The organism is Micrococcus sp. R8502A1 (genome assembly GCF_006704135.1).
In the GTDB taxonomy this organism is placed as follows: Bacteria; Actinomycetota; Actinomycetes; order Actinomycetales; family Micrococcaceae; genus Micrococcus; species Micrococcus luteus.
Map to the genome: position 1 here is coordinate 1 of NZ_VIGS01000023.1, position 21219 is coordinate 21219.

Here is a 21219-nt window from a genome sequence, read left to right on the forward strand (position 1 = left end):
TTCCCTAATTGATACTCACTTCTTATACTCCTATTTTTACTGTGCCCGCCACCCCACAGTCCTACACTTATGCGACCGACGGCCTCTTCAGTTGGGTATAAAAGACGGACCCGCCGCCGCCGGCCGTTCCGCCCCGGGCCACGCAGCAGCGTCAGACGCCGGAGCCGTCCCCCGCCTGGACGCCCGCGGCTCCCGCCACCTCCTGGGGGCCGGCGCCGACGTCGTCGACGACGCCCGCCCCCGCCCCGCCGGCGGACGGCTGGGGCGGCCCGGATGAGGAGCCGCCCGCCTGGGACGACGCTCCCCCGCCCGAGGAGGACCCGTGGGACTCGCTGCCCGCGTTCGACCCGGACGCGGAGCAGGACGACTCGGACGGCCCCGAGGGCTGGACCCCGCCGGCCCGCGACGCCGAGGAGCGGCCCGTCGGCGCCGCCGGCTGGGACGGCCCCGTGCCGTCGGTCGAGGACTGGGGCGCGCCGCCGCAGGCCGCACCGGCCCCCGGCGGCGCCGCGCCGGACGCCGGCCAGGACTCCCCGGTCCAGCCCGACGCCCCGACCCCCGGCGAGAGCGAGCCGAGCGCCGAGGAGGTCCGTCGGGCCTACGACCCGGGGCCGCTGGTCCGCGAGGAGGAGCACTCGATCCCCGTGTTCGCCCGTCCGGAGGCGGAGCTGCGCGCCGAGTTCGCGAAGCGCTTCGGCGCGACCCGTCCCGCCGGCTTCGACGACGGCGCGGGCGCGGCCGCGGACGGTGACTCCGCCCGGCCTGCCACGCCGTCACCCGCCCCGGATGACGACGCAGCGGCCACGGAGCGACGCGATCTCCACCCGGCCGCCTCGGGCGCCGGCCCGTCCTCGGACGAGCAGCGGCGCCCCACGGGCGCGCCCACGGCCGACGAGACCCCCGATCCGGGCGTGCCCGCCGACGACGCGGACGCCACGCCGCGTGCGGCTGCCGGCCCGGGCGGGGCGGACTTCCCGGGTTCGGGCCATCCGGCGAGCATGTACCCGCGGCTCATGGAGCGGCTGCGGGCCGGTGGGCCCCTCGAGCCTCCGGTGAACGCGGGCTCGAGCGGCGGCGGCGGGACGGGCGGCGGCCCCGGCGCTCCCGGTGGCCCCGCCCCGGACGCCTCGCCGGGCTCCCCCGCCGGGGGCCGGCCGAGCGCGGCCTCGCTCGGGGCGCGCCCCGCCGACGTCGAGCCTGCCGGGGGAGCCTCGGCGCCGCCGTCGTTGGACGCGCGGGCCGCGGCCATCCGCGCCGCCCGCGAGGCCGCCCAGGGCCGCGGCCTGACCCGGCCCGCCGACACCGGCCCCGCCGCCCTGGCGACGTCCGGGGTGGGGTGGGAGGACGAGGTCGCCAGCGACGACGACGTCCCGCTCGAGGACTCGGGCCTCGTGGGCCGGGTCGTCGTCGAACGGGTGCTCGGCGGCCGTCTGCTCGAGGAACGCCCCAACGACGCCTGAGGCGAACGCGCCCGTACGCCGTCCGGGGCCGCGGGCATGATGGACGCGGCGCCGGACCACGGCGCCGCGTCGGGGCGCACGCCCCACGAGACGCACCATCGGACGAGGGAGACGGATGTACCAGGGCGCGGTGCAGGACCTGATCGACGAGCTCGGCCGCCTGCCGGGCATCGGGCCGAAGTCCGCCCAGCGCATCGCCTTCCACATGCTGGAGGCGGATCGGGAGGACATGCTGCGGCTCGCGGACGCCATCCGCACGGTCAAGGACAGGGTGCGGCTGTGCTCGGTCTGCTTCAACGTCTCCGAGGACGAGGTGTGCTCGCTCTGCCGGGATGAACGCCGGGACCGCTCCCAGATCTGCGTGGTCGAGGAGTCGCAGGACGTCATGGCCATGGAACGCACCCGCGCCTTCCAGGGCCGCTACCACGTGCTCGGCGGGGCCATCAATCCGATCGCCGGCATCGGCCCCGAGCAGCTCCACGTCCGCGAGCTGCTCACCCGGCTGCAGGACGAGGCCGTGCAGGAGGTCATCCTCGCCACGGATCCCAACCTCGAGGGCGAGGCCACGGCCACCTACCTCGGCCGGCTCCTCGGCGCCACGGGCATCCGCGTCACGCGCCTGGCCTCCGGTCTGCCCGTCGGCGGGGACCTCGAGTACGCGGACGAGGTCACCCTCGGCCGTGCCTTCGAGGGACGTCGCCTGATCAGCGGCTGACACCGGCCGGTGTCGAGCAGGCCCCGCCCGACGCCGGCCCGGCTCAGGCCACGCGCGTGCCGGCGGGCAGCCGCCCGGCCGGGGTGTCCAGGCGACGGTGGCCCCACCAGCCCAGCCCGGCCACCAGCACACCCTGCATCGCCAGGCCGAGCGGCCACACCGGCCAGGTGCCCTGCCGATCCGGCACGCCGGTGCTGTCGAGACCGCGCAGCTCGCCGTCGAGGCACTCGACGTCCCGGACGGGGTCTCGCTGGGTCCAGCGCAGCCCCACGGACAGCAGGTTGAGCGGCCCGGGTTCCGCCCGGGTCCCGTCCTCGAGGAGCCCGCCCTCCCAGGGGGAGGCATCCGCGAGCACGGCGTACGGGTTCGCCGCGAGCAGCCATCCGCTGCGCCGCGGGTCGGGGATCGTCCGGGTGGTCACCGGGCCGACGCACCGGTCGGCGATCCCGTCGTACAGCTCCGGGTGCGCCGCCTCCCACTCGGCCCAGGCCTGCTCGGCCTCCTCCGGGGTCATCTTCTCGAGCTCCGCCTCGGTGAACGGCTCCGCCGTCGTGGAGCCGTAGTCGGCCTCGTTGGCCCGCACCTCGGTCTGCAGGAACTGCAGGGACAGCCCGAAGGCCACCAGGGTGCCGATCGTCAGCGCCGCCACGATCAGGTACGTCACCACGACGGCGAACAGCGTGCGCCCGGCGATCGCCGAGACGGCCACGCCGATCCCCGCGATCATGCCGAACTCCACGAGGATCATCACGAGCCCCACCAGCACGGCCCACGGGGACACGCGCCCCACCACGGCCGCGACCGCGAGCCACGGCAGCGCGGCCGCAAGGAACGCGGCGGAGGCGATCCACGCCGCCAGCCACTTGCCCGTCATCAGGTGCCCGGTCCGCAGCAGGGTGACCTGGGTGATGGCCAGGGTGCCGCCGGCACGGTCGCCCGAGATCGCGTTCGCCGCCAGGGCGGGTGAGACCAACAGCGAGAGGGTGAGGACGAAGAGCAGGACGCCGTCGAAGAGCGTCCGCCCCAGGGCGCGCATCTGCTGCTCCGCCAGCTCCGGCTCCAGGCCGGACGCCTCCATCCCCGCCATGCCCAGGCTTCGCAGCCCGAGGGCGCCGAGGGTCACCGCCCCCACCACCACGAAGAAGACGCCCAACAGCACGTACCAGCCGCGCGAGCGCAGCCGCTGACGCAGTTCCATGCCCACCACGGTGGCCACGGCCTGGGCCGCGCCGAGGCGTCCCCCCGGCTGCGGCTCCGGCGGGCGGCGGTCGTGGATCGAGGTCGCGACGGCGGTGCTCACGGCCGGTCTCCTTCGGTGCGGGGGCCCTCCAGATGGAGGCCCAGGTAGGCGTTCTCGAGGCGGGAGCCCTCCGGGGCGAAGTGGCTGACGAGCACACCCTCGCGCACGAGGTCTGCGAGCAGCGCGGCCGCGGCGGCCTCACCCCGCAGCTGCACCACGACGCCGTCCCGGCGCTGGCCCGCGCCGGCGCCGGTGGCTGCGGTGACGGCGAGGCCGCGGGTCTCAAGGGCGCGGATAAGGGTGTCCCGGGCCGACGGGTCGGGCCCTGCGATCCGGTAGGGGCGGGCGAGGTCGTCGGCGGCGCGGAACTCCTGGGTGGCCACCGTGGCGCCCTCATGGAGGAACACGGCGCGATCGGACATCTCCTCGAGCTCGGCGAGCACGTGGGAGGAGACGAGCACGGCGGTGCCGGTTGCGGCCATGGCGCGCAGGTCGTCCCGCAGCCGGATGCGGGCGGCCGGGTCGAGGCCGTTGGCGGGTTCGTCCAGGAGCAGGACGGAGGGCCGGTGCACGGTGGCCCGAGCCAGGGACAGGCGCTGCTGCTGGCCGCGGGAGAGCACGCGGGCGGGCCGGTGGGCGAACTCCGTGAGCTCGACCCACGCGAGCTGCTCGTCCGCGCGCGCCGACGCCTCCGCCTTCCCCATGCCGTAGAGCCGGCCCAGGCTGGCGAGGATGTCGTGGCAGGTCAGCTCCTCCCACACGCCCAGGGTGTCGGGCATCCAGCCGAGCCGCCGCCGGGCCTCGACGGGCTCGCGCACCGCGTCCACCCCGGCCACGGACACGGCGCCGGCGTCCGGGCGCAGCAGGGTGGCCAGGATCAGCAGGAGCGTGGTCTTGCCCGAGCCGTTCGGGCCGACGAGGGCCGTCACGGAGCCGGCGGGCACGGTGAGGGAGACGTCCCGCACCGCATGGACGGCGCCGAACGAGCGGGCGAGGCCGTGGGCCACGATCCCGTCGTGGGCGGCCGCCCCCAGGACGGGTGAGGCGGGCGGGGGTGCTGGAGCGGTCATGGCCCCATCCTTGCCGGGCCGTGCATGGACGCGGATCCACCCGGGGGATGATCCCGGCGCCGATCCCAGCCCGACCGGGGTCGCAGGCGGGGCCGCGGGCGCCGTCGTCCTGGCCGGCCACGGGCGCCGGGTCCAGCATCCGGAACAGGGGTTCACCTGGCGGACCCGCGCGGGTGCGCGCCCCTAGACTTGGCCCGAACCGACCCTCGACCCTGTCCGGAGCGACCCATGAGTCTCATCGTCCAGAAGTTCGGCGGCTCCTCCGTGGCCGACGCCGCCGGCATCCAGCGCGTGGCCCGCCGCGTCGCGGACACGGTCCGGGCCGGGAACCGCGTGTGCGTCGTTGTCTCGGCCATGGGCGACACCACGGACGAGCTGCTCGACCTCGCCGCCGAGCTCACGCAGGACGCGCCCGCACGCGAGATGGACATCCTGCTCTCGGCCGGCGAGCGCATCTCCATGTCCCTGCTGGCGATGGCGATCCACGCCGAGGGCGTCGAGGCCCGCTCCTACACCGGCTCCCAGGCCGGCATGCTGACGGACACCTCGTACGGCCGGGCCCGGATCGTCAAGGTCAACCCCCACCGCGTGCAGGAGGCCCTCGACGCCGGCCGCGTGGCCATCGTGGCCGGGTTCCAGGGCATGAGCCCCGAGTCCAAGGACATCACCACCATGGGCCGCGGCGGCTCGGACACCACGGCCGTCGCCCTCGCCGCCGCGCTCGGCGCGGACGTGTGCGAGATCTACACGGACGTGGACGGCGTCTACTCGGCCGACCCGCGCGTCGTGCCGACCGCCCGCAAGCTCACCGAGCTCTCCTCCGAGGAGACCCTCGAGATGGCGGCCTCCGGATCCAAGGTGCTGCACCTGCGCTCCGTGGAGTACGCGCGCCGCTTCGGCGTGCCGCTGCACGTGCGCTCCTCCTTCTCCGACCACGAGGGCACCTGGATCATGCCCGACCCGAACGACACCATCACCCTTCAGGAAGGCGCTCCCATGGAACAGCCCATCGTCTCCGGCGTCGCCCACGACCGCTCCGAGGGCAAGGTCACGATCGTCGGCGTCCCCGACGTGCCCGGCAAGGCCGCCGAGATCTTCCGCGTGATCGCCGTGTCCAACGTGAACATCGACATGATCGTGCAGAACATCTCCCGCGAGGGCTCGGGCCGCACGGACATCTCCTTCACCCTGCCGATCGTGGAGGGCAAGGACGCCATGGCCGCCCTGCGCGCCGCCCAGGACCGGATCGGCTTCCAGGACATCGTCTCGGACCCGGAGATCGGCAAGCTCTCGCTGATCGGCGCGGGCATGCGCTCCAACCCGGGCGTCTCCGCCACCTTCTTCAAGGCCCTCGCCGACGCCGGCGTGAACGTGGACCTCATCTCCACCTCGGAGATCCGCATCTCCGTGGTCACCGCCGAGAGCAAGCTCGACGACGCCGTCCGCGCCGTGCACGCCGCCTTCGGCCTCGACGCCGAGGAGGAGGCCACGGTCTACGGCGGCACCGGCCGCTGACGCCGCATCCGCCGCTGCCCCACCGCCCGGGCGACTTTCGAACGTGAAATGGGGCGAATGGACGCTTTCGAACGTGAGATAGGGCCTATCCCACGTTCGAAAGCGAGGGGGCCGGGGTGCTTCCACCCTCCCCCACCCACCACGACGCCGGCCCCGCACCTTCAGCGTGAAGGTGCGGGGCCGGCGTCGTGCGGGCGGTTCCTCCCGTTCCGTCAGCGAGGACGGAGGGGGTCGGCGGTCACGGGACCTGGACGGTCACGTCGGTCGTGATGCCCGCGTCCCAGGTGACGAGGCCCTTCCAGGTGCCCGAGGTCAGGCCCGACCAGGAGAGGGTCGCCTCGGTGGCCTTGCCCGAGGTCACGGGCACCGGGTTCGGGGAGACGGTCAGGTTGCCCGCGTCCTCGCGCAGCTTCAGCGTCTCGAGGGTGCCGGTGTCCTTGCCGCCGTTGGCCGCGTACAGGTGGCCGACCACGGTATAGGCGCCCGGGGTGGGGTTCACGATCGTCAGCGTCTCGGACTCGTCCGCGGTCGCCCGGGAGAGCTGCTTGCCCTCGGGGGTGATCACGTACAGGTCCCAGTCGGCGCCGGCGGCGCCCGCGTTGATCGAGGCCACCAGGGACTTGGTGCCCTCCTCCACGGTCACCGTGGACACGGCCAGTGCGCTGGACTCGAGCGAGTTGCTCGCGATGGCGGCGGCCACGGTGGAGTCCACCTTGCCCAGGCCCAGGACCTGCGGGGTCAGCTCACCGGTCACGCCGGGGGTGATCTCCACGTCGGCGGAGCCGGTGGCGCCGGAGCCCTCGCCGGCGGAGGTGACGGTCGCGGACTTCGCCTTGACGGTGACCGGGGAGGTCACCTCCGGGACGGCCTTGCCCTTGGCGGTGGTCCAGGACATGGAGCCGTGGGTCCAGGTGTTCACCGCGGCGTCGGTGCGGGTGACGGTCAGCTCGACGTCGGCGGACTGGCCGGCCTTCAGGTCCAGCACGGCCGGGGAGGCGGTCACCTCGAAGCCGGGCACGTTCGCAGAGAACCGCCAGCGGCCGTTCTCCAGGGCGGTCACGGTGCGGGTCACGGTGGCCGAGCCGACGACGTCGGGGATCGCCAGGGACGGGACGTTCACGTCACGGCCGGCGATGTCGCCGCGCAGCAGCGCGTCCCACTGCTCCTTGCCGGAGTCGTAGACCAGGCCCGGACGGGCGGCGGCGGCCGGATCGGCGGAGCCGGCACCCGTGGCGAAGTTGTCCGTGTTCACGGTGCCGTCGGCGTTGTACACGTCGCCGGCGGTGGTCATGAGGGCGGACTTCACGGCCATCGGGGACCAGGCCGGGTACTTGCCGATCAGCAGCGTGGCCATGCCGGCCAGGTTCGGCGAGGCCATGGACGTGCCGGACATCAGGCCGAACGTGTTGCCGTGGTAGTCGGGGTCCAGCGGGGAGACGCCGGCGATCACGTTCACACCGGGGGCGGCGAGGTCGGGCTTCAGGAGCTCCTGGTTCACGGCGTTGGCCGGGCCGCGGGAGGAGAAGCCGGCGATCTGGGGCAGCGGGTCCTCCGGCAGGCCGGTGGTGTCGCCCGGGACGATCGTGGCGGTGAGGTCGGAGGACTTCACCTTCTCGATCACGCCGTTGTCGTTCATGTGCACGGTCGGCACCGCGTGGATGTCCGCGTCCAGCGAGCCGGACGGGGTGTTCACGAGGATCATGCCGACGCCGCCGGCCTCCTCCACCACCTGCGACTTCTCGGTGCGGGCGTTCCCGCCGCGCTCGCAGAGCACGATCTTGCCGGCGGCCTCCTCGGTGAGCCCGCCGGGCAGGCAGAGACGCGCGGCCTCAGCGTCGCCGGCGGCGACCTCGGACGCGTGGATGACCTCGGCCGGGCCCACGCCGGTGCGGGCCGAGGAGGCGCCCCGGAGCTGCGTGCCGTCGGAGAACTGCACGGTGGCGGTGAGCTCGTTGGAGAACGTCTCCGCGGCCACGGTGGTCAGCCACGGGGAGCCGTGGTTCACGGTGTTCGGGCCGGGGCCGGAGTTGCCGCCGGAGGCGGCCACGAAGATGCCGGCCTCGGCGGCGGACTTGAAGGCCATGGCCACCGGGTCCACGATCGAGGTGTTGGAGCCGGAGATCGAGTAGTTCAGCACGTCCACGTTGTTCTCGATGGCCTGCTCGATGGCGGCCACGGAGGCGGAGGTGTAGCAGCCGCCGGTGTTCGGGTCGGTGTCCTCCCAGCAGATCTTGTAGGAGATCAGGTGGGCGGCCGGGGCCACGCCCGCGCCCTCGCCGAAGGAGTCGCCGTCGATGGTCTGCTCCACCCCGGTGTTGCCGAGGATGGTGGTGGCCACGTGGGTGCCGTGGGAGAACACGCCCAGCGGGGAGATGCGCTCCTCCGGGGCCCGCTCGTCCACCGGGACGAAGCGCTCGAAGTCGTCGGAGAAGGCGTAGGCGCCGATCAGCTTGGAGTCGCACGACGACGCCGGGAAGTCCGGGCCGGTCTCGCACTCGGCCGTGGCGGTGGTGCCGTCCGCCTTGAGCACGGCGATCTGGCCGTCCGCGGTGCGGTACGGCACGCCGACCTTGGCCTTGCCCTTGAGCGGCTGGACGGGCTGACCGTCGATGAACGGGTTGTCCGGGTGGATGCCGGAGTCGATGACGCCGACCACCACGCCCTTGCCCGCGTTCTCGGCCTTGCCGTACACGGACTTCCAGGTGCCCTTCTTGCCGGGCAGGCCGAGGAATTCGGTGGAGCTGTAGTCCGGGGCCACCTGCTCGTCCGGTGCGACGCCGAGCACGGCCGGGTCCTTCGCGATCGCCTGGGCCTCCTCGGCGGTCAGCTCGGCGACGAACGCGTTCACGGCGCGCTGGAAGGAGATCTCGGCCTTGGCGCCGTGGGTCTTCGCGACCTTCGCCTGCTGGCGCTGGAGCTTGGCCTCGTAGTTCTTCACGCGCGGGTGCGAGGGGTCGAACTTCGCCTTCGGGGCGGCGCCCGGAACGGCGCCGGCCTCGGGGGCGGTCACCGACGGCTGGTCCTTCAGGACCACGAAGTAGCGGCCGTCCTCGAACTGCTGCTGGACCTGCACCTCGCCCTGCGGGCTGGAGACGGTGCTGCCGTCGGGCAGTTCGACGGCGGTGGCCGACACCGCGAGCGCGGGAGCGGCCACGAGGCTCGCGCCGGCGACGGCCGCGGCCAGGGCCCGACGGCGTCGGGCAGGGGTGGGGTTCTGAGGCATTGCCTCCGCCTTTCTCATCAAGGTCCGCCCAGCTCTCACCCGTGGCACGCCGGCGGGGATGGCGCCGGGGGACGGGGAGATCGACGCCCATGTGATGAGCGCCACAGCGAGACATGTGCAATCTACCGTCCGGTAGGGCGTTTGACCAGATCTTTGCCAGGCAACGTCCAGGACCGTCGAATAAGGACCGCCGGAGCACACTCCCCGCGTCGGCGTCGCGGAGCCGCTCGCTCATGAGGGGCGCCACGGGGGAGGATGGTGGGGTCATGCCCGAGCCACGCACCGCCCCCGCGCCCCCGCCTACCGCCGTCGTCACCCTGCCCGCCGACGTGTGGCGGGCCCACGCGCGGGCACACCGCGAGCGCATCGCCCGACGCACGGACCCGCTGGTGGCCCTGCGGATGCGCGGCCAGAAGCACCCGGTGCAGGACTTCCTCTTCGGCTACTACACGCACTCCCCCGCCGCACTGCAGCGCTGGCACCCCGGGCCGGGGGTCCTCCTCGCGGACGACGACGGCGCCGCGGCCCGCGCCGAGGCGGCCGAGCTGGGCACGACCCCCCGGGGCGAGTGGAAGCACTACCGGCGCGTCGAGGCCGGCGAGGTAGCAGGCGCCGTCGTCGACGGCCGCCCGGTGGGCGGCTGGCTGGTGGACGCGGCGGCGGTGCTGGCCGACCGCGCGTCGGGGGTGGCGTTCACGCGGGACCTGCTCGCGCGCACGGCGGAGCGGGCGCCACGCCTGGGCTGCTTCGGGCTGCACGAGTGGGCGATGGCGTACCGCTCGGACGTGCACGGGGTGCGGCACTCCCAGCTGCCGCTGCGGCTCGGGGCCGGGGGGACGGACGCGGTGGTGGAGGGCTCGCGGATCCGGTGCACGCACTTCGACGCGTTCCGGTTCTTCGCACCCGAGGCGCGCGACCGCAACGAGGGCGACGACGGCGTCCTGCCCACGCGCGCCGGGATGCGGGAGATGGAGCAGCCCGGCTGCCTGCACGCGGGGATGGACCTGTACAAGTGGGCGTACAAGCTGGTGCCGGTGGTCGACTCGGACCTGCTCGCGGACTGCTTCGACCTCGCGTGGGACATCCGCCGGCTGGACATGGAGGCCTCGCCGTACGACCTGACCGGAGTGGACGACCTCGCCGACGGGCGCGGCGGCTACGCGGCCGTGCGGATCGAGGAGCCGGCCGGGCGTGCCGAGTACGCGCGGCGACAGCGCGAGTTCGCCGCGCGGGGCCAGTCGCTGCGGGTGCGGCTGCTGGCGGTGCTGGACGCAGCCGCGGGGGCGGCCCCCGGGACCGGGCCGGACGCCGAGTGGACTTCCAGCGCACGTCCATGATTAGGATGGCCGCTCTACAGGCTGTGAGGCGCATCACTCGCGTCATCCGGTGACCGCCCCGGCCCTCTCCGCACCGAACGACTCGAGGACCTGACGTGACCAGAACCGTTCCAGCTCGCCGCCGCACCACGCTCGCCGCCGCCGTCGCGGCCGTCTCGCTCGCCGTCGCGGCCGCCGCCCCCGCGCTCTCCGCGCCCGGCAACGGCAACGGCAACGGGTCCGCATCGCAGGGTCAGGCCCGCTCCAACGACCTCTCCGCCACGCGGGGCAACAAGGTCAACGACGCCGCCGCGCTCGCGCCGCACCTCGTGGGCCAGACGCTGGACTGGGAGGCCTGCGACTTCGGCAGCGAGAGCCTCAACGCCCGGTTCAGCGCGATCCCCGGCACCGCGTGCGCCGACGTCACGGTGCCCCGCGACTGGAAGAACCCCGAGGACGGCCACACCATCACCCTGCGCGTGGCCAAGACCGAAACCTCGAAGGGCAACCCGGAGCGCCAGGGCATCGCGCTGGTCAACCCCGGCGGCCCGGGCGGCTCCGGCCTGCCCTGGGGGCCCGCCATGGCCGAGCGCGCCCCGGAGCTCGCCGAGCAGTACGACTTCATCGGCTTCGACCCCCGCGGCGTGGGCCAGTCCACCGCCCTGGAGTGCACCTACACGCCGAACCCCGAGCACGACGTGTGGCAGGACACGAAGGCCCAGGTCGACGCGTGCCTCGAGAACGAGCTCACCCCGTACATCACCACCGAGCAGACCGTGTACGACATGGACTTCATCCGCGCCGTCCTGGGCGAGGAGAAGACCTCCTACATCGGCTACTCGTACGGCACCTGGCTGGGCAGCTGGTACCAGCGCGTCTTCCCCCAGCACACGCACCGGTTCCTGCTGGACTCCGCCGTGGACATCTCCCGCGACGGGCTCCAGACCACCTGGGACCTGCAGCCGCGCTCCCGCGACCGCCAGTTCCAGGACGCGATGCTCCCCTACGTGGCCCGGCACGACGAGATCTTCGACCTCGGGGACGACCCGATGCAGATCCGGGAGCGCTGGGAGGACGTGGGCGGCACCCGCACCCAGCTCGGCATGATCGTCGCCGGCTCGTTCCTGCTGCCGGCCATGTACGACACGTCCCAGTACCTCGACGCCGGGTCCGTCATCGCCGCCTACATCCGCATCATGGAGTCCGAGGCCGCGGCCACGGACCCCGCGGGGCAGCGCACCCAGATCGAGCGCATCCTGGCCGAGGCCCGTGCGTCGCTGCCGGCCGAGGAGCGCGACTCCTTCGACCGCTTCGCCGCCCGCGGCCTGGAGACCGTGGGCGAGCGCGAGCAGCTCGTCGCCGCCACCCAGGCCGGTGACGCCGTCACCTTCGAGGGCGCGTTCTCGGCGATCCGCTGCCAGGACGGCCAGTGGAACACCTCGCAGGGATACTGGACCTCGTGGGTGGACGACCTCGGCCGCAAGGCCCCGTGGATCGGTGTGCTGATGGGCCCGTCGGAGTGCATGTACTGGCCCGCCCAGACCTCCATGCCCGCCCAGCCCGGTGGCAAGGGCGCCCCGAACACCGTGATCGTGCAGTCCGAGCTGGACGCGGCGACCCCGTACGAGGGCGGCCACCGCGCCGCCGGCGTGCTGCGCAACACGTCCCTGATCTCCGTGGACAACGAGGGCACCCACGGCCTGTTCCCGTACCGCACCGAGTGCGTGGACGCGCCCATCCGTGACTACTTCCTGACCGGCGCCCAGCCGGCCGAGAAGTCGCTGTGCGACGCCGTCCCGCTGCCGCTCGAGACCCAGCCGGTCCAGGTGGCCGGGACCCCGACGCACAAGGGCGACATCAAGATCTCGATGCGCACCGACGCCGTGCGCGAGGCCAACCGGATCACCCACGACGCGATCGAGCGTCAGCTGATCGACTCCCGCGCGGTGACCCCGGACGTCGAGGCCTTCCTGGAGGACTGACGGCCCGGGCACCCGGAACCCGGCTCGCCCCCGACGGCCCGGCGACTCCCCCGCGGAGACGCCGGGCCGTCGTCATGCCCGGGGCGGCCCTGCAACGCTGGTTGGGTTATCGCGGGTGCCCCCGCCCCACACCCCCGATAACTCAACCCGCGATGGGCAGCCGGAGGGGTGGCGTCGACGCCGGGGCCTCGATCGACGACGTCAACTGTCTCCACCTCGACGACGACGCCGACCTGGCGCCCTACCGTGGCCACGTCGCGGCGGCCGAGCACGAGAACCGCGGCGTCCCTGCGGATGAACACGGCCCTCGGGTTCCGTCTCGAACCGGCCTGGCTCGGGCTGACCCCGCCCATGACGTGGGAGGAGTTCGTGCAGGCCCCGGCGTCAAGTTCCCTTGACGACAAGGTCACTTGACTGTCAAGCTTGCTTCACAACGTCCGGTCGGACGCCCCCAGGGCCTCCGAGGCGGGCCGGGCCACCGGCCCAGGGCATCGACCACAGGAGGGCCCCATGACCGCGAACCACTCCCGCCACACCGCCGCCGCAGCGGACAGGCAGGGCGCCGCGGCGGAGCACGCCGGCACCGCCACCACCGACCCGCGCCGGGACACCCGCTCCCGCTGGGGCCGCTCCTCCCGTCTGGGCGGCGGATCCGGGCGACTGATCGTCGTCAGCCTCGTGGCCGGCGTCGTCGTCGCCCTGCTGATCGGGACTGTGGCCTTCGCTCTGGCCTCGAGCCAGGGCGACGCCGATCCCCGCTTCCCGGCGGTCATGGGGACGGTCATGGCGGCGTCGGCGCTCCCGGTCGGCATCACCCTCGCCTGGCTGTTCCTCGTGGACCGCACCACCGTCCGCGGGGCCATCCGAGACACCGAGGAGACCATCGAGGGCCGGTGGCTCGAGAAGGCGCAGTCCGCCGCGTTCGGCGACCTGCTCGTGGTGCTGGGCCTGGGCACGTTCGTCATTGCCATGACCGGATGGCAGGCCGACCTGCCGCTCGTGGGCGCCGGGCTGCTCCTCTTCGCGGGCGCCTCGGTGGCCGTCCGCTACGCGCTCCAGAAGCGCCGGGGCTGAGCCGTGGAGAACACCATCCCCGACGAGCGTGCCCGCCTCGGCTGGTCGCAGCAGCGGCTCGCCGACGAGCTCGGCGTCTCCCGGCAGACCGTCATCTCCCTCGAGAAGGGCCGCTACGACCCCTCGCTCCCCCTCGCCTTCCGCCTCGCGGCCGTGTTCGGGCGGCGGATCGAGGACCTGTTCACCCCGGACGGCAACGCGGGTTGAGTTGTCGCGGGTCCGGGCGCCCAGCACCCGTGACAAGTCAACCCGCGTTGAGCCCGGGGCGGCGTGGGGCGTGAGAGGCTGGGGCCATGGATCGAGAGCTGCGCACCCCTCCGGAGCTGGAGGGCGTGGACTGGCACGACGACGCCCCGCGTCGCCCCCGCCCGATCGTCACCCTGGTGGCGTGGATCGCCATCCTGGGTCTGGTCCTCAGCGTGGGCGCCGGGATCTTCTCCGCCTTCTGACGCGTCACCGCCGGCCGACGCGCCGCCCCGGCCTCAGCGCACGTCGCCGTTAACGTAGCGCCAGATCCCGTCCTCACGGCGGAACCGGCTGACCTCATGGAGTCGGAACCGCCCCTCGGCCCCCGTGCCGACGGCCACGAACTCCACGGTCCCGGCGTCCTGGAACGGCCCGCCGTCCCGCACGTCCAGCACCGCCAGGCGGGTGAACCGCGGCGCCGGTTCCCCCGCGGCCGGCAGCAGCTCGGCCGCGGTGGGTCGATGCTCGGGGGCCCAGGTCGCGGCGAGGTAGTCGGCCATCGCCCGGACCTCTGCCGGCCCGGCCTCGCCCAGCCGCGCGAACGCCGTGTACCGGGAGCGCATGAGCGCCTCGGCGGTGGGCGCGGTCAGGGCGCCGTCCCGGGCGAAACGCGCCTGCAGGCGACCGCAGCACGCCGCGAGCCCGGCTCCGGACCCGCAGGGGCAGGGCTCGGGACGGGTCACCGGCGCGGGCGTCCGGTCGCGCGACGCCGGGCGGACCGGGCCGTGATGCGGCGCACTCCCGTCAGCACGACGCCGGCCGCCGCGGCGAGCAGCGCGGGGCCGAGCGGGCTGATCGGCCGACGTCGGCCGAGCGGGGACACACGGGTCTGCTGAGGTCTCATGCCGCCAGGCTACGCCGGGCCGGCTGCCGCGTGCCGCCCCCATCACACCCCCGATTCCGCGTCCGGGCGGCCGAGTAGACTGGCCGGGCAAGCACGCGGAGCGCCCCGGGCCGGGCGTGAGACGGCATCTACACCGTCCTGCTCCGCGGCATCGTCCCGCACCCAGGAGCGTGTTCATGCCCATCATCGTCGTCGACGTCATGCCCAAGCCCGAGATCCTCGATCCGCAGGGCAAGGCGATCAACGGGGCCCTGCCCCGCCTCGGCTTCACCGAGTTCAGCCAGGTCCGCCAGGGCAAGCGCTTCGAGCTCACCGTGGAGGGCGAGGTCACCGACGAGATCCTCGCCCAGGCGCGCACGGCCGCCGAGGAGATGCTGTCCAACCCCGTCATCGAGGACGTCGTGAACGTGGCCGTCCTGGACGAGGCCGAGGGCGCCCGATGACCGAGCTCCCCCTCATCGGCGACTACTCGACGCCGACGACGCCGCTCAGCGGCGCGCGCATCGGCGTCATCACCTTCCCCGGCACCCTGGACGACGTGGACGCGCTGCGCGCCGTCCGCCTCGCCGGCGCCGAGCCCGTCTCCCTGTGGCACGCCGACGCGGACCCGCAGCGGACGCTCGCCGGCGTGGACGCCGTCGTGATCCCGGGCGGCTTCTCCTACGGCGACTACCTGCGCGCCGGCGCGATCGCGCGCTTCGCCCCCATGATGGACGCGGTGGCGACGGCGGCCGGCGGCCCCGAGGGCGACGCGGACGGCCTGCCGGTGCTCGGCATCTGCAACGGCTTCCAGATCCTCACCGAGTCGCACCTGCTGCCGGGCTCGATGATCAAGAACGACCACCTGCACTTCATCTGCCGCGACCAGGAGCTGGTCGTGGAGAGCACGGACACCGTGTGGACCCGCGACTTCGAGCAGGGCCAGACCATCACCGTGCCCCTGAAGAACCAGGACGGCCAGTACGTGGCGGACGAGAAGACCCTCGACGCCCTCGAGGCCGAGGGCCGCGTGGTGTTCCGCTATCAGGGCTGGAACCCGAACGGCTCGCGTCGGGACATCGCGGGCATCGCGAACCCGGCCGGCAACGTCGTCGGCCTGATGCCGCACCCGGAGCACGCCGTGGAGACGGGCTTCGGCCCGGACACCGCCGCCGGCCCCCGCTCCGGCGTGGACGGCCTCGGCTTCTTCACCTCCGTCCTGACCACCCTCGCCAGCCGTGGAGGCCATGCATGAGCCAGCAGTTCAACATCGAGACGGTCGCGGACGCCCAGGCGACGCCGGACGTCGAGCAGCCCTGGGCCGAGCTGGGCCTGAAGGAGAACGAGTACGCCGAGATCAAGAAGATCCTCGGCCGCCGTCCCACCGCCGCCGAGCTGGCCATGTACTCGGTCATGTGGTCCGAGCACTGCTCGTACAAGTCCTCGAAGGTGCACCTGCGCCAGTTCGGCGAGAAGCTCACCGACGAGATGAAGCAGCACATGATGGTGGGCATCGGCGAGAACGCCGGCGTGACCGACCTCGGTGACGGCTGGGCCGTGACGTTCAAGGTCGAGTCCCACAACTCGCCCTCCTACGTGGAGCCCTATCAGGGTGCGGCCACGGGCATCGGCGGCATCGTGCGCGACATCATCTCCATGGGCGCCCGCCCGGTGGCCGTGATGGACCCGCTGCGCTTCGGCGCGATCGACCACCCGGACACCGCCCGCGTGTTCCACGGCGTGGTGGCCGGCATCGGCGGCTACGGCAACTCCCTGGGCCTGCCGAACATCGGCGGCGAGACCCGCTTCGACCCGATCTACCAGGGCAACCCGCTCGTCAACGCCCTCGCCGTGGGCGTGCTCAAGCACGAGGACCTGCGCCTGGCCAACGCCTCCGGCGTGGGCAACAAGGTGGTCCTGTTCGGTGCCCGCACCGGCGGTGACGGCATCGGCGGCGCCTCCGTGCTGGCCTCAGAGTCCTTCGACGGCGACGGCAAGCCCGCCAAGCGCCCCTCGGTGCAGGTCGGCGACCCCTTCTCCGAGAAGGTGCTCATCGAGTGCTGTCTCGAGCTGTTCCGCGACTCCCTCGTCGAGGGCATCCAGGACCTCGGCGCCGCCGGCATCTCCTGCGCCACCTCCGAGCTCGCCTCCAACGGCGAGGGCGGCATGCGCGTGGAGCTGACGGACGTGCTGCTGCGCGACTCCACGCTGACCCCGGGCGAGATCCTCATGTCCGAGTCGCAGGAGCGCATGATGGCCGTGGTGACGCCGGAGAACGTCGCCGCGTTCGAGGCCGTCATGGCCACGTGGGACGTCGAGTACTCGTGGCTGGGCGAGGTCACCGGTGACGGCCGCCTGATCATCACCTGGGACGGCGAGGTCATCGTCGACGTGGACCCGCGCACCGTGGCCCACGACGGCCCGGTCTACGAGCGCCCGTACGCGCGTCCGGCCTGGCAGGACGAGCTCCAGGCGGACACGTTCCGCTCCTCCGAGGCCGGTCAGCACCTGCCCGCCACGGGCGAGGAGCTGCGCGCCGCCGTCGTGGAGCTGATGAGCTCCCCGAACCTGGCGGACACCTCCTGGATCACCCGTCAGTACGACCGCTACGTCCGCGGCAACACCGCCCTGGCTGCCCCGGACGACGCGGGCGTGGTGCGCGTGGACGAGGAGACCGGCATGGGCGTGGCCCTGGCCACGGACTGCAACGACCGGTTCACCTACCTGGACCCGTACACGGGCGCGCAGGCCTCCCTGGCCGAGGCGTACCGCAACGTCACCACCGCCGGGGCCGTGCCCCTGGCCGTCTCCGACTGCCTGAACTTCGGCTCCCCCGAGGACCCGGACGTGATGTGGCAGTTCGCGGAGGCCGTGCGCGGCCTGGCGGACGGCTGCCAGACCCTCGGCATCCCGGTGACCGGCGGCAACGTGTCCCTGTACAACCAGACGGGCAGCACCCCGATCCACCCCACCCCCACGGTGGCGGTGCTCGGCCAGCTCGACGACGTCCTGCGCCGCACCCCGTCTGGCTTCGCCCCGGACGCCGACGGCCAGGCGATCTACCTGCTCGGCGAGACCGCGGACGAGCTGGACGGCTCCGAGTTCGCGCGCCTGCGCGGCCACCTCGGCGGCCTGCCCCCGAAGGTCGACCTGAAGAAGGAGCGCCTGCTCGGCGAGCTGCTGGTCAACATGTCCCGGGACGGCATGATCGACGCCGCCCACGACCTCTCCGGCGGCGGCCTCGCGGCCACCCTGTCCGAGATGGTGCTGCGCTTCGGCGTGGGCGCCCGCGTGGTGCTGGACGAGGTGCTGCGCCGCGACGGCGTGGACCTGTTCACCGCACTGTTCTCCGAGACGCAGGCGCGCGCCGTCGTGGCCGTGCCCCGCACCGAGGAGGTCCGGTTCACGGACATGACCACGGCCCGCGGCTACGCGGCCGTGCGCATCGGCGTGGTGGACGCCGACTCCGCGGCCCTCGAGGTCCAGGACGCCTTCACCCTGCCGATCGCGGAGCTGCGCGAGGCCTGGGAGGCCACCCTGCCGAAGCACTTCGGCTGAGCCTGGGACAGAAGCGACGAGCCCTGCGCAGTGGTGCCTATCCAGTACCGATAGGCCCCACTGCGCAGGGCTCGTCGTATTTCAGGGCTCGTCAGGTGGTCCGGTGCATCTCACCGACCCACAGGGAGAGCGTCGAGTGGGACGGGTCGCCGTCGAAGTGCTCATGCGAGACGTCCAGCACGGGGTAGGACGCCAGGTCGACGCCCTCCGGGACGGTCAGTGTCGTGTCCTGGCGGGTCACCGTGCCCAGCGAGATCATGCGGCTGGCGGCCTCGTCGCGGATCCAGACCTCCAGGTAGCCGTCCTCGGGGGCGGGCACCTGGGGCACATGCACGGCCAGGTGCATCTCCCCGTCGGCGGCACGCGTCATCTCCGCGCGGGCCGGCGATCCGTCGGTGGTCACGGACGCCATGACGGCGGTGCCGATGAGGTCGTCGCCGCCGCCCGGCTCACCCCCCTGGCCGGGAGCGTCCGTCCCGCGCGTCGGCGGCGCGGGCGACGTCGTCGCGGGCTTCCCGGCCTCCGGGACCCCGCCCTGCCAGGGGCCGCCGCCCAGGGCGACACCCACGGCCCCGCCGCCGATGACGAGCCCGGCGGCCGCCGCAGGTGATGAGGACGAGCTCGGCGGCGCCGTCCCGGCGGAAGTACGGGGACAGGTCCAGCTCACCCTTCCCCAGACTCTGGGTGGAGGCCACCCGATAGCGCCGGGCGGTCCCCGCCGCATCCGTGACGGTGACCTCGTCGCCGACCGCGGCCTGCCGCAGCCCGTAGAGGGCCCCCACGGGATTGCGCGGTGAACCCGAATGGGAGGCGATCACCGCCGTCCCCTCAGGATCCCCGGGGGCCGAGCCGTGGCGGTACCAGCCGCCGACGGAGCTGTCGTCGGGCAACTCCATTGCCCCGTCCTCCGTGACCCCGACCGAGACCACGCTCAGCGTGGCCCCGATGGCCGGATAGTCCACGCGCACGGGGATCCTGGCGTCGTCCGATGGGCTCTGGGTGGCGCGCCGGACGGCGATCCCCGACGACGGCGTCCGCCCGGGGACGACCGGAGCCGCGGAGGGGGTTGCGGCCGGTGGAGTTCCCGTTCCCTCCGCGGGACCCGGCGTCATCGCGACGACGGAGCCTCGCCCCTGCTCGGACGGGAGGGAGGAGACCGCCGCCGACGGCGCGCAGCCGGTGAGGACGACGGCGGCGAGGGCGAGGACCGCCGGCACACGGCCGACGGTCCCCATCTCCGGGCGGGAGGGACCCCGCCCGCAGGACTCATCACGCACGGGCCGCCCGGCGGCGGGCCATGAGGACGGCGCCGGCGACCAGGGCGGCCGCACCGGCGCCGACGGCGGCCAGCATCCCGGTGGAGTCCTGGGCGGGGGCGACGTCGATGCCCGCGGGGACGGAGCCCGGCGCGCTGTGGTCGGCGGCGACCTCCTGGGTGGCCAGCGCGAGGGTGCCGTCGGCGGCGGAGCCCCAGGCGTAGGCGATCGTGGTGACGCCGTCCTTGACCTCGACGTCGGCGGGGCCGATCACGGGGTCGGTGGTGCCGGCCACGGACACGGCGGCGGAGACGGTGCCGGCGGGCACCTCGAGGGAGGCCTCGTCCGGGTTCTCCAGGCCGGGCACGACGACGTCCTCGCCGGCCCAGACGTCCACGGCCGGGGCGGCGGCGATGTGACGCACGGTGAGGCGGCCCTCGCCGGCGGCGACGGCGCTCGTGTCGTTCTCGAACGCGGTCACCGTGGGCGTGCCGGCGGCGTCGAGGTGGGCGGCGGCGGTGTAGTCGCCGCCGTCGGCGAGGGTGAGGGTGACGGGACCGAGGATCGGGGCGGAGTCATCCATGGCGTCCGCGGCGGTGATGGCGACCTCGTAGTCGCCGGCGGCGAGCTCCAGGGGACCGGCGAGGTCGCCGGGCTCGAAGTCGTCCAGGGTGAGGGCACCGTTGACGTAGACGTCCACGGGGGTCGCGGGCACGGCGTGCAGCACGGAGAGCTCGGCGCCGGACGGGGCGTCCATGGCGGCGGCGGACAGGGGGGCGAGGACGGCGATGCCGAGGGCGGTGGTGACGGCGGCCGGGAGGGACTTGCGCATGGTGTCGTTCCTGTTCGTCGAGGGTCCTGCGGGGCGAGGCGCCGAATGCGCTCACACCAGGACTACCGACGCCGCGACCGATCCGTTGCAGAGGATTTTCCTCCCCCTCCGATCACGAGCCCTGCGCAGTGGGGCTCGTCGTGTTTCGGGGGCTCGTCAGAATTGAAGAAGGTCCGCCCCTGGGGCGGATGTGCCTCCCAGGCCCGCCCCGTGGATTCATCGTGTACACACCCCTCCCGCGAGCCTCCCCGCCCCGCGGCCTGGGCGCCGTCGAGGGGCTCGACCGGGAAGAGGCCCTCCTCACCGGCGAGAACGACCCCGTCCCGACGCACGCGGGAGACGCCGTGCTCTCGGGCTCGGCCGTCGTCGCGGGCACGGGAGTGGTGCTCGCCATCGTCGTGGCCGTGCGCCTCAGTCGTTGACGCGGCGGGCTCCGATGACCAGAGTGATCCCAGGACAGCGCGCCAGCGCGCCGCCCGGCCCGTCCAAGAGGGTCGGCGCGGTCCCGACACATGAAGGAGACCACCCATGCGCCTCATCACCCTGGGCCTCGGCGCCGCACTCGGCTACCTGCTCGGCTCCGCCGAGGGCCGCAAGAACCTCGAGAAGATGACCCAGAACGCCCAGAAGCTCTGGAACGACCCCAAGACCCAGGAGAAGGTCGGCCAGGTCCAGGAGACCGCCCAGCAGAAGTTCGCTGAGGTGAAGAAGTCCGATCCGGTGCAGAAGGCCACGACGAAGGTGGAGGATGCCATGCAGGGCAACGACAAGAAGAACGACGTCCGCGAAGATCGCGTGACCGAGTCCAACAACGACAACATCACCTCGGCGGCCCGCCACGGTGCCGAGCCGGACACCATCTCGGACCCGTCCACCCCGCTGGGTGACGAGGGTCCGCTGACGCGCTGA

20 protein-coding genes and 1 pseudogene are annotated in these 21219 nt (G+C 73.4%); 13 read left to right on the forward strand and 8 right to left on the reverse strand.

Annotated features, from left to right (window positions below):
• Positions 1–449 precede the first annotated feature (449 nt).
• Both FLM69_RS06040 and recR read left to right on the forward strand, forming a co-directional pair.
• Complete coding sequence (locus FLM69_RS06040; RefSeq protein WP_255502739.1) at positions 450–1460, forward strand: hypothetical protein; 1011 nt, start codon at positions 450–452, stop codon at positions 1458–1460.
• A 115-nt stretch (positions 1461–1575) separates the two neighbouring features.
• Positions 1576–2175: a recombination mediator RecR gene (gene recR, locus FLM69_RS06045; RefSeq protein ID WP_002856659.1), complete on the forward strand. Its 600-nt coding sequence runs from the start codon at positions 1576–1578 to the stop codon at positions 2173–2175.
• Positions 2176–2218: 43 nt separating this feature from the next.
• On the opposite strand, the gene FLM69_RS06050 is transcribed toward recR, so the two are convergent.
• Positions 2219–3475: an ABC transporter permease gene (locus tag FLM69_RS06050; RefSeq protein WP_036384136.1), complete on the reverse strand. Its 1257-nt coding sequence runs from the start codon at positions 3473–3475 to the stop codon at positions 2219–2221.
• A complete protein-coding gene (locus FLM69_RS06055; protein ID WP_036384133.1) occupies positions 3472–4485 on the reverse strand; it encodes an ABC transporter ATP-binding protein in 1014 nt (337 codons plus the stop codon). Before FLM69_RS06055 ends, FLM69_RS06050 begins: the two co-directional genes overlap by 4 nt.
• A 228-nt stretch (positions 4486–4713) precedes the next feature.
• Here FLM69_RS06055 and FLM69_RS06060 point away from each other — a divergent pair, with 228 nt between their 5' ends.
• Positions 4714–6000 (forward strand): aspartate kinase, encoded by a 1287-nt coding sequence (locus FLM69_RS06060; RefSeq protein WP_036384130.1) that lies wholly within the window; start codon positions 4714–4716, stop codon positions 5998–6000.
• A 238-nt stretch (positions 6001–6238) separates the two neighbouring features.
• On the opposite strand, the gene FLM69_RS06065 is transcribed toward FLM69_RS06060, so the two are convergent.
• Positions 6239–9223, reverse strand: coding sequence for a S8 family serine peptidase (locus FLM69_RS06065; protein WP_044658689.1), 2985 nt, complete (start codon positions 9221–9223; stop codon positions 6239–6241).
• A gap of 266 nt (positions 9224–9489) precedes the next feature.
• Here FLM69_RS06065 and FLM69_RS06070 point away from each other — a divergent pair, with 266 nt between their 5' ends.
• From FLM69_RS06070 to FLM69_RS11370, 5 genes are all read left to right on the forward strand, one after another.
• The gene (locus tag FLM69_RS06070) at positions 9490–10560 is read left to right on the forward strand and encodes a hypothetical protein (protein WP_036315423.1); all 1071 of its coding nucleotides are present in this window, start codon (positions 9490–9492) and stop codon (positions 10558–10560) included.
• A 95-nt stretch (positions 10561–10655) separates the two neighbouring features.
• Positions 10656–12521, forward strand: a complete 1866-nt coding sequence (locus tag FLM69_RS06075; RefSeq protein ID WP_044658688.1) for an alpha/beta hydrolase — start codon at positions 10656–10658, stop codon at positions 12519–12521.
• 510 nt (positions 12522–13031) lie between these two features.
• Positions 13032–13595, forward strand: coding sequence for a hypothetical protein (locus tag FLM69_RS06085; protein WP_141843479.1), 564 nt, complete (start codon positions 13032–13034; stop codon positions 13593–13595).
• A 3-nt stretch (positions 13596–13598) separates the two neighbouring features.
• Positions 13599–13802 carry a helix-turn-helix transcriptional regulator gene (locus tag FLM69_RS06090; protein WP_002856639.1) on the forward strand — a complete coding sequence of 68 codons (204 nt, stop codon included), beginning with the start codon at positions 13599–13601 and terminating at the stop codon, positions 13800–13802.
• Positions 13803–13888: 86 nt separating this feature from the next.
• Complete coding sequence (locus FLM69_RS11370) at positions 13889–14044, forward strand: hypothetical protein (protein WP_010079551.1); 156 nt, start codon at positions 13889–13891, stop codon at positions 14042–14044.
• A gap of 33 nt (positions 14045–14077) precedes the next feature.
• Here FLM69_RS11370 and FLM69_RS06095 read toward each other — a convergent pair whose 3' ends face one another.
• Together FLM69_RS06095 and FLM69_RS11375 are read right to left on the reverse strand one after the other, a co-directional pair.
• On the reverse strand, positions 14078–14524 hold the full coding sequence (locus FLM69_RS06095; protein WP_044658684.1) for a YchJ family protein: 447 nt from the start codon (positions 14522–14524) through the stop codon (positions 14078–14080).
• Positions 14521–14685 carry a hypothetical protein gene (locus FLM69_RS11375; protein WP_155643109.1) on the reverse strand — a complete coding sequence of 55 codons (165 nt, stop codon included), beginning with the start codon at positions 14683–14685 and terminating at the stop codon, positions 14521–14523. Before FLM69_RS11375 ends, FLM69_RS06095 begins: the two co-directional genes overlap by 4 nt.
• 176 nt (positions 14686–14861) lie before the next feature.
• On the opposite strand from FLM69_RS11375, the gene purS reads away from it, so the two are divergent.
• The 3 genes from purS to purL are packed head-to-tail and all read left to right on the forward strand — an operon-like array spanning position 14862 to position 18222.
• Entirely contained in the window at positions 14862–15128 is a 267-nt protein-coding gene (gene purS / locus FLM69_RS06100; protein ID WP_002856633.1) for a phosphoribosylformylglycinamidine synthase subunit PurS, read from the forward strand.
• Entirely contained in the window at positions 15125–15919 is a 795-nt protein-coding gene (gene purQ / locus FLM69_RS06105) for a phosphoribosylformylglycinamidine synthase subunit PurQ (protein ID WP_044658683.1), read from the forward strand. Before purS ends, purQ begins: the two co-directional genes overlap by 4 nt.
• Entirely contained in the window at positions 15916–18222 is a 2307-nt protein-coding gene (purL, locus tag FLM69_RS06110) for a phosphoribosylformylglycinamidine synthase subunit PurL (protein WP_135019433.1), read from the forward strand. The genes purQ and purL overlap by 4 nt, the downstream gene beginning before the upstream one ends.
• 91 nt (positions 18223–18313) lie before the next feature.
• Here the strand turns inward: purL and FLM69_RS06115 are convergent, their stop codons facing one another.
• The 3 genes and pseudogenes from FLM69_RS06115 to FLM69_RS06125 form a co-directional block, all read right to left on the reverse strand.
• Complete coding sequence (locus FLM69_RS06115; RefSeq protein ID WP_141843481.1) at positions 18314–18946, reverse strand: anti-sigma factor domain-containing protein; 633 nt, start codon at positions 18944–18946, stop codon at positions 18314–18316.
• Positions 18873–19457: pseudogene (locus FLM69_RS11715) on the reverse strand (class F sortase); the annotation flags it as partial. The gene FLM69_RS06115 and the pseudogene FLM69_RS11715, both read right to left, overlap by 74 nt.
• Before the next feature lie 34 nt (positions 19458–19491).
• Positions 19492–20310 (reverse strand): DUF4397 domain-containing protein, encoded by an 819-nt coding sequence (locus tag FLM69_RS06125; RefSeq protein WP_049148008.1) that lies wholly within the window; start codon positions 20308–20310, stop codon positions 19492–19494.
• 221 nt (positions 20311–20531) lie between these two features.
• Here FLM69_RS06125 and FLM69_RS06130 point away from each other — a divergent pair, with 221 nt between their 5' ends.
• Both FLM69_RS06130 and FLM69_RS06135 read left to right on the forward strand, forming a co-directional pair.
• A complete protein-coding gene (locus FLM69_RS06130) occupies positions 20532–20732 on the forward strand; it encodes a hypothetical protein (protein ID WP_036384100.1) in 201 nt (66 codons plus the stop codon).
• 106 nt (positions 20733–20838) lie between these two features.
• A complete protein-coding gene (locus FLM69_RS06135; RefSeq protein WP_044658681.1) occupies positions 20839–21219 on the forward strand; it encodes a YtxH domain-containing protein in 381 nt (126 codons plus the stop codon).

Excerpts from the sequence above, each read along its gene's own strand:
- FLM69_RS11370 (WP_010079551.1), top strand. The coding sequence starts at position 13,889 with ATGGATCGAGAGCTGCGCACCCCTCCGGAGCTGGAGGGCGTGGACTGG.
- FLM69_RS11375 (WP_155643109.1), bottom strand. The coding sequence starts at position 14,685 with ATGAGACCTCAGCAGACCCGTGTGTCCCCGCTCGGCCGACGTCGGCCG.
- FLM69_RS06060 (WP_036384130.1), top strand. The coding sequence starts at position 4,714 with ATGAGTCTCATCGTCCAGAAGTTCGGCGGCTCCTCCGTGGCCGACGCC.
- FLM69_RS06055 (WP_036384133.1), bottom strand. The coding sequence starts at position 4,485 with ATGACCGCTCCAGCACCCCCGCCCGCCTCACCCGTCCTGGGGGCGGCC.
- FLM69_RS06070 (WP_036315423.1), top strand. The coding sequence starts at position 9,490 with ATGCCCGAGCCACGCACCGCCCCCGCGCCCCCGCCTACCGCCGTCGTC.
- purL (WP_135019433.1), top strand. The coding sequence starts at position 15,916 with ATGAGCCAGCAGTTCAACATCGAGACGGTCGCGGACGCCCAGGCGACG.
- FLM69_RS06135 (WP_044658681.1), top strand. The coding sequence starts at position 20,839 with ATGCGCCTCATCACCCTGGGCCTCGGCGCCGCACTCGGCTACCTGCTC.
- FLM69_RS06085 (WP_141843479.1), top strand. The coding sequence starts at position 13,032 with ATGACCGCGAACCACTCCCGCCACACCGCCGCCGCAGCGGACAGGCAG.
- FLM69_RS06125 (WP_049148008.1), bottom strand. The coding sequence starts at position 20,310 with ATGCGCAAGTCCCTCCCGGCCGCCGTCACCACCGCCCTCGGCATCGCC.
- purS (WP_002856633.1), top strand. The coding sequence starts at position 14,862 with ATGCCCATCATCGTCGTCGACGTCATGCCCAAGCCCGAGATCCTCGAT.
- purQ (WP_044658683.1), top strand. The coding sequence starts at position 15,125 with ATGACCGAGCTCCCCCTCATCGGCGACTACTCGACGCCGACGACGCCG.
- FLM69_RS06115 (WP_141843481.1), bottom strand. The coding sequence starts at position 18,946 with ATGCGGCGGGGACCGCCCGGCGCTATCGGGTGGCCTCCACCCAGAGTC.
- FLM69_RS06065 (WP_044658689.1), bottom strand. The coding sequence starts at position 9,223 with ATGCCTCAGAACCCCACCCCTGCCCGACGCCGTCGGGCCCTGGCCGCG.
- recR (WP_002856659.1), top strand. The coding sequence starts at position 1,576 with ATGTACCAGGGCGCGGTGCAGGACCTGATCGACGAGCTCGGCCGCCTG.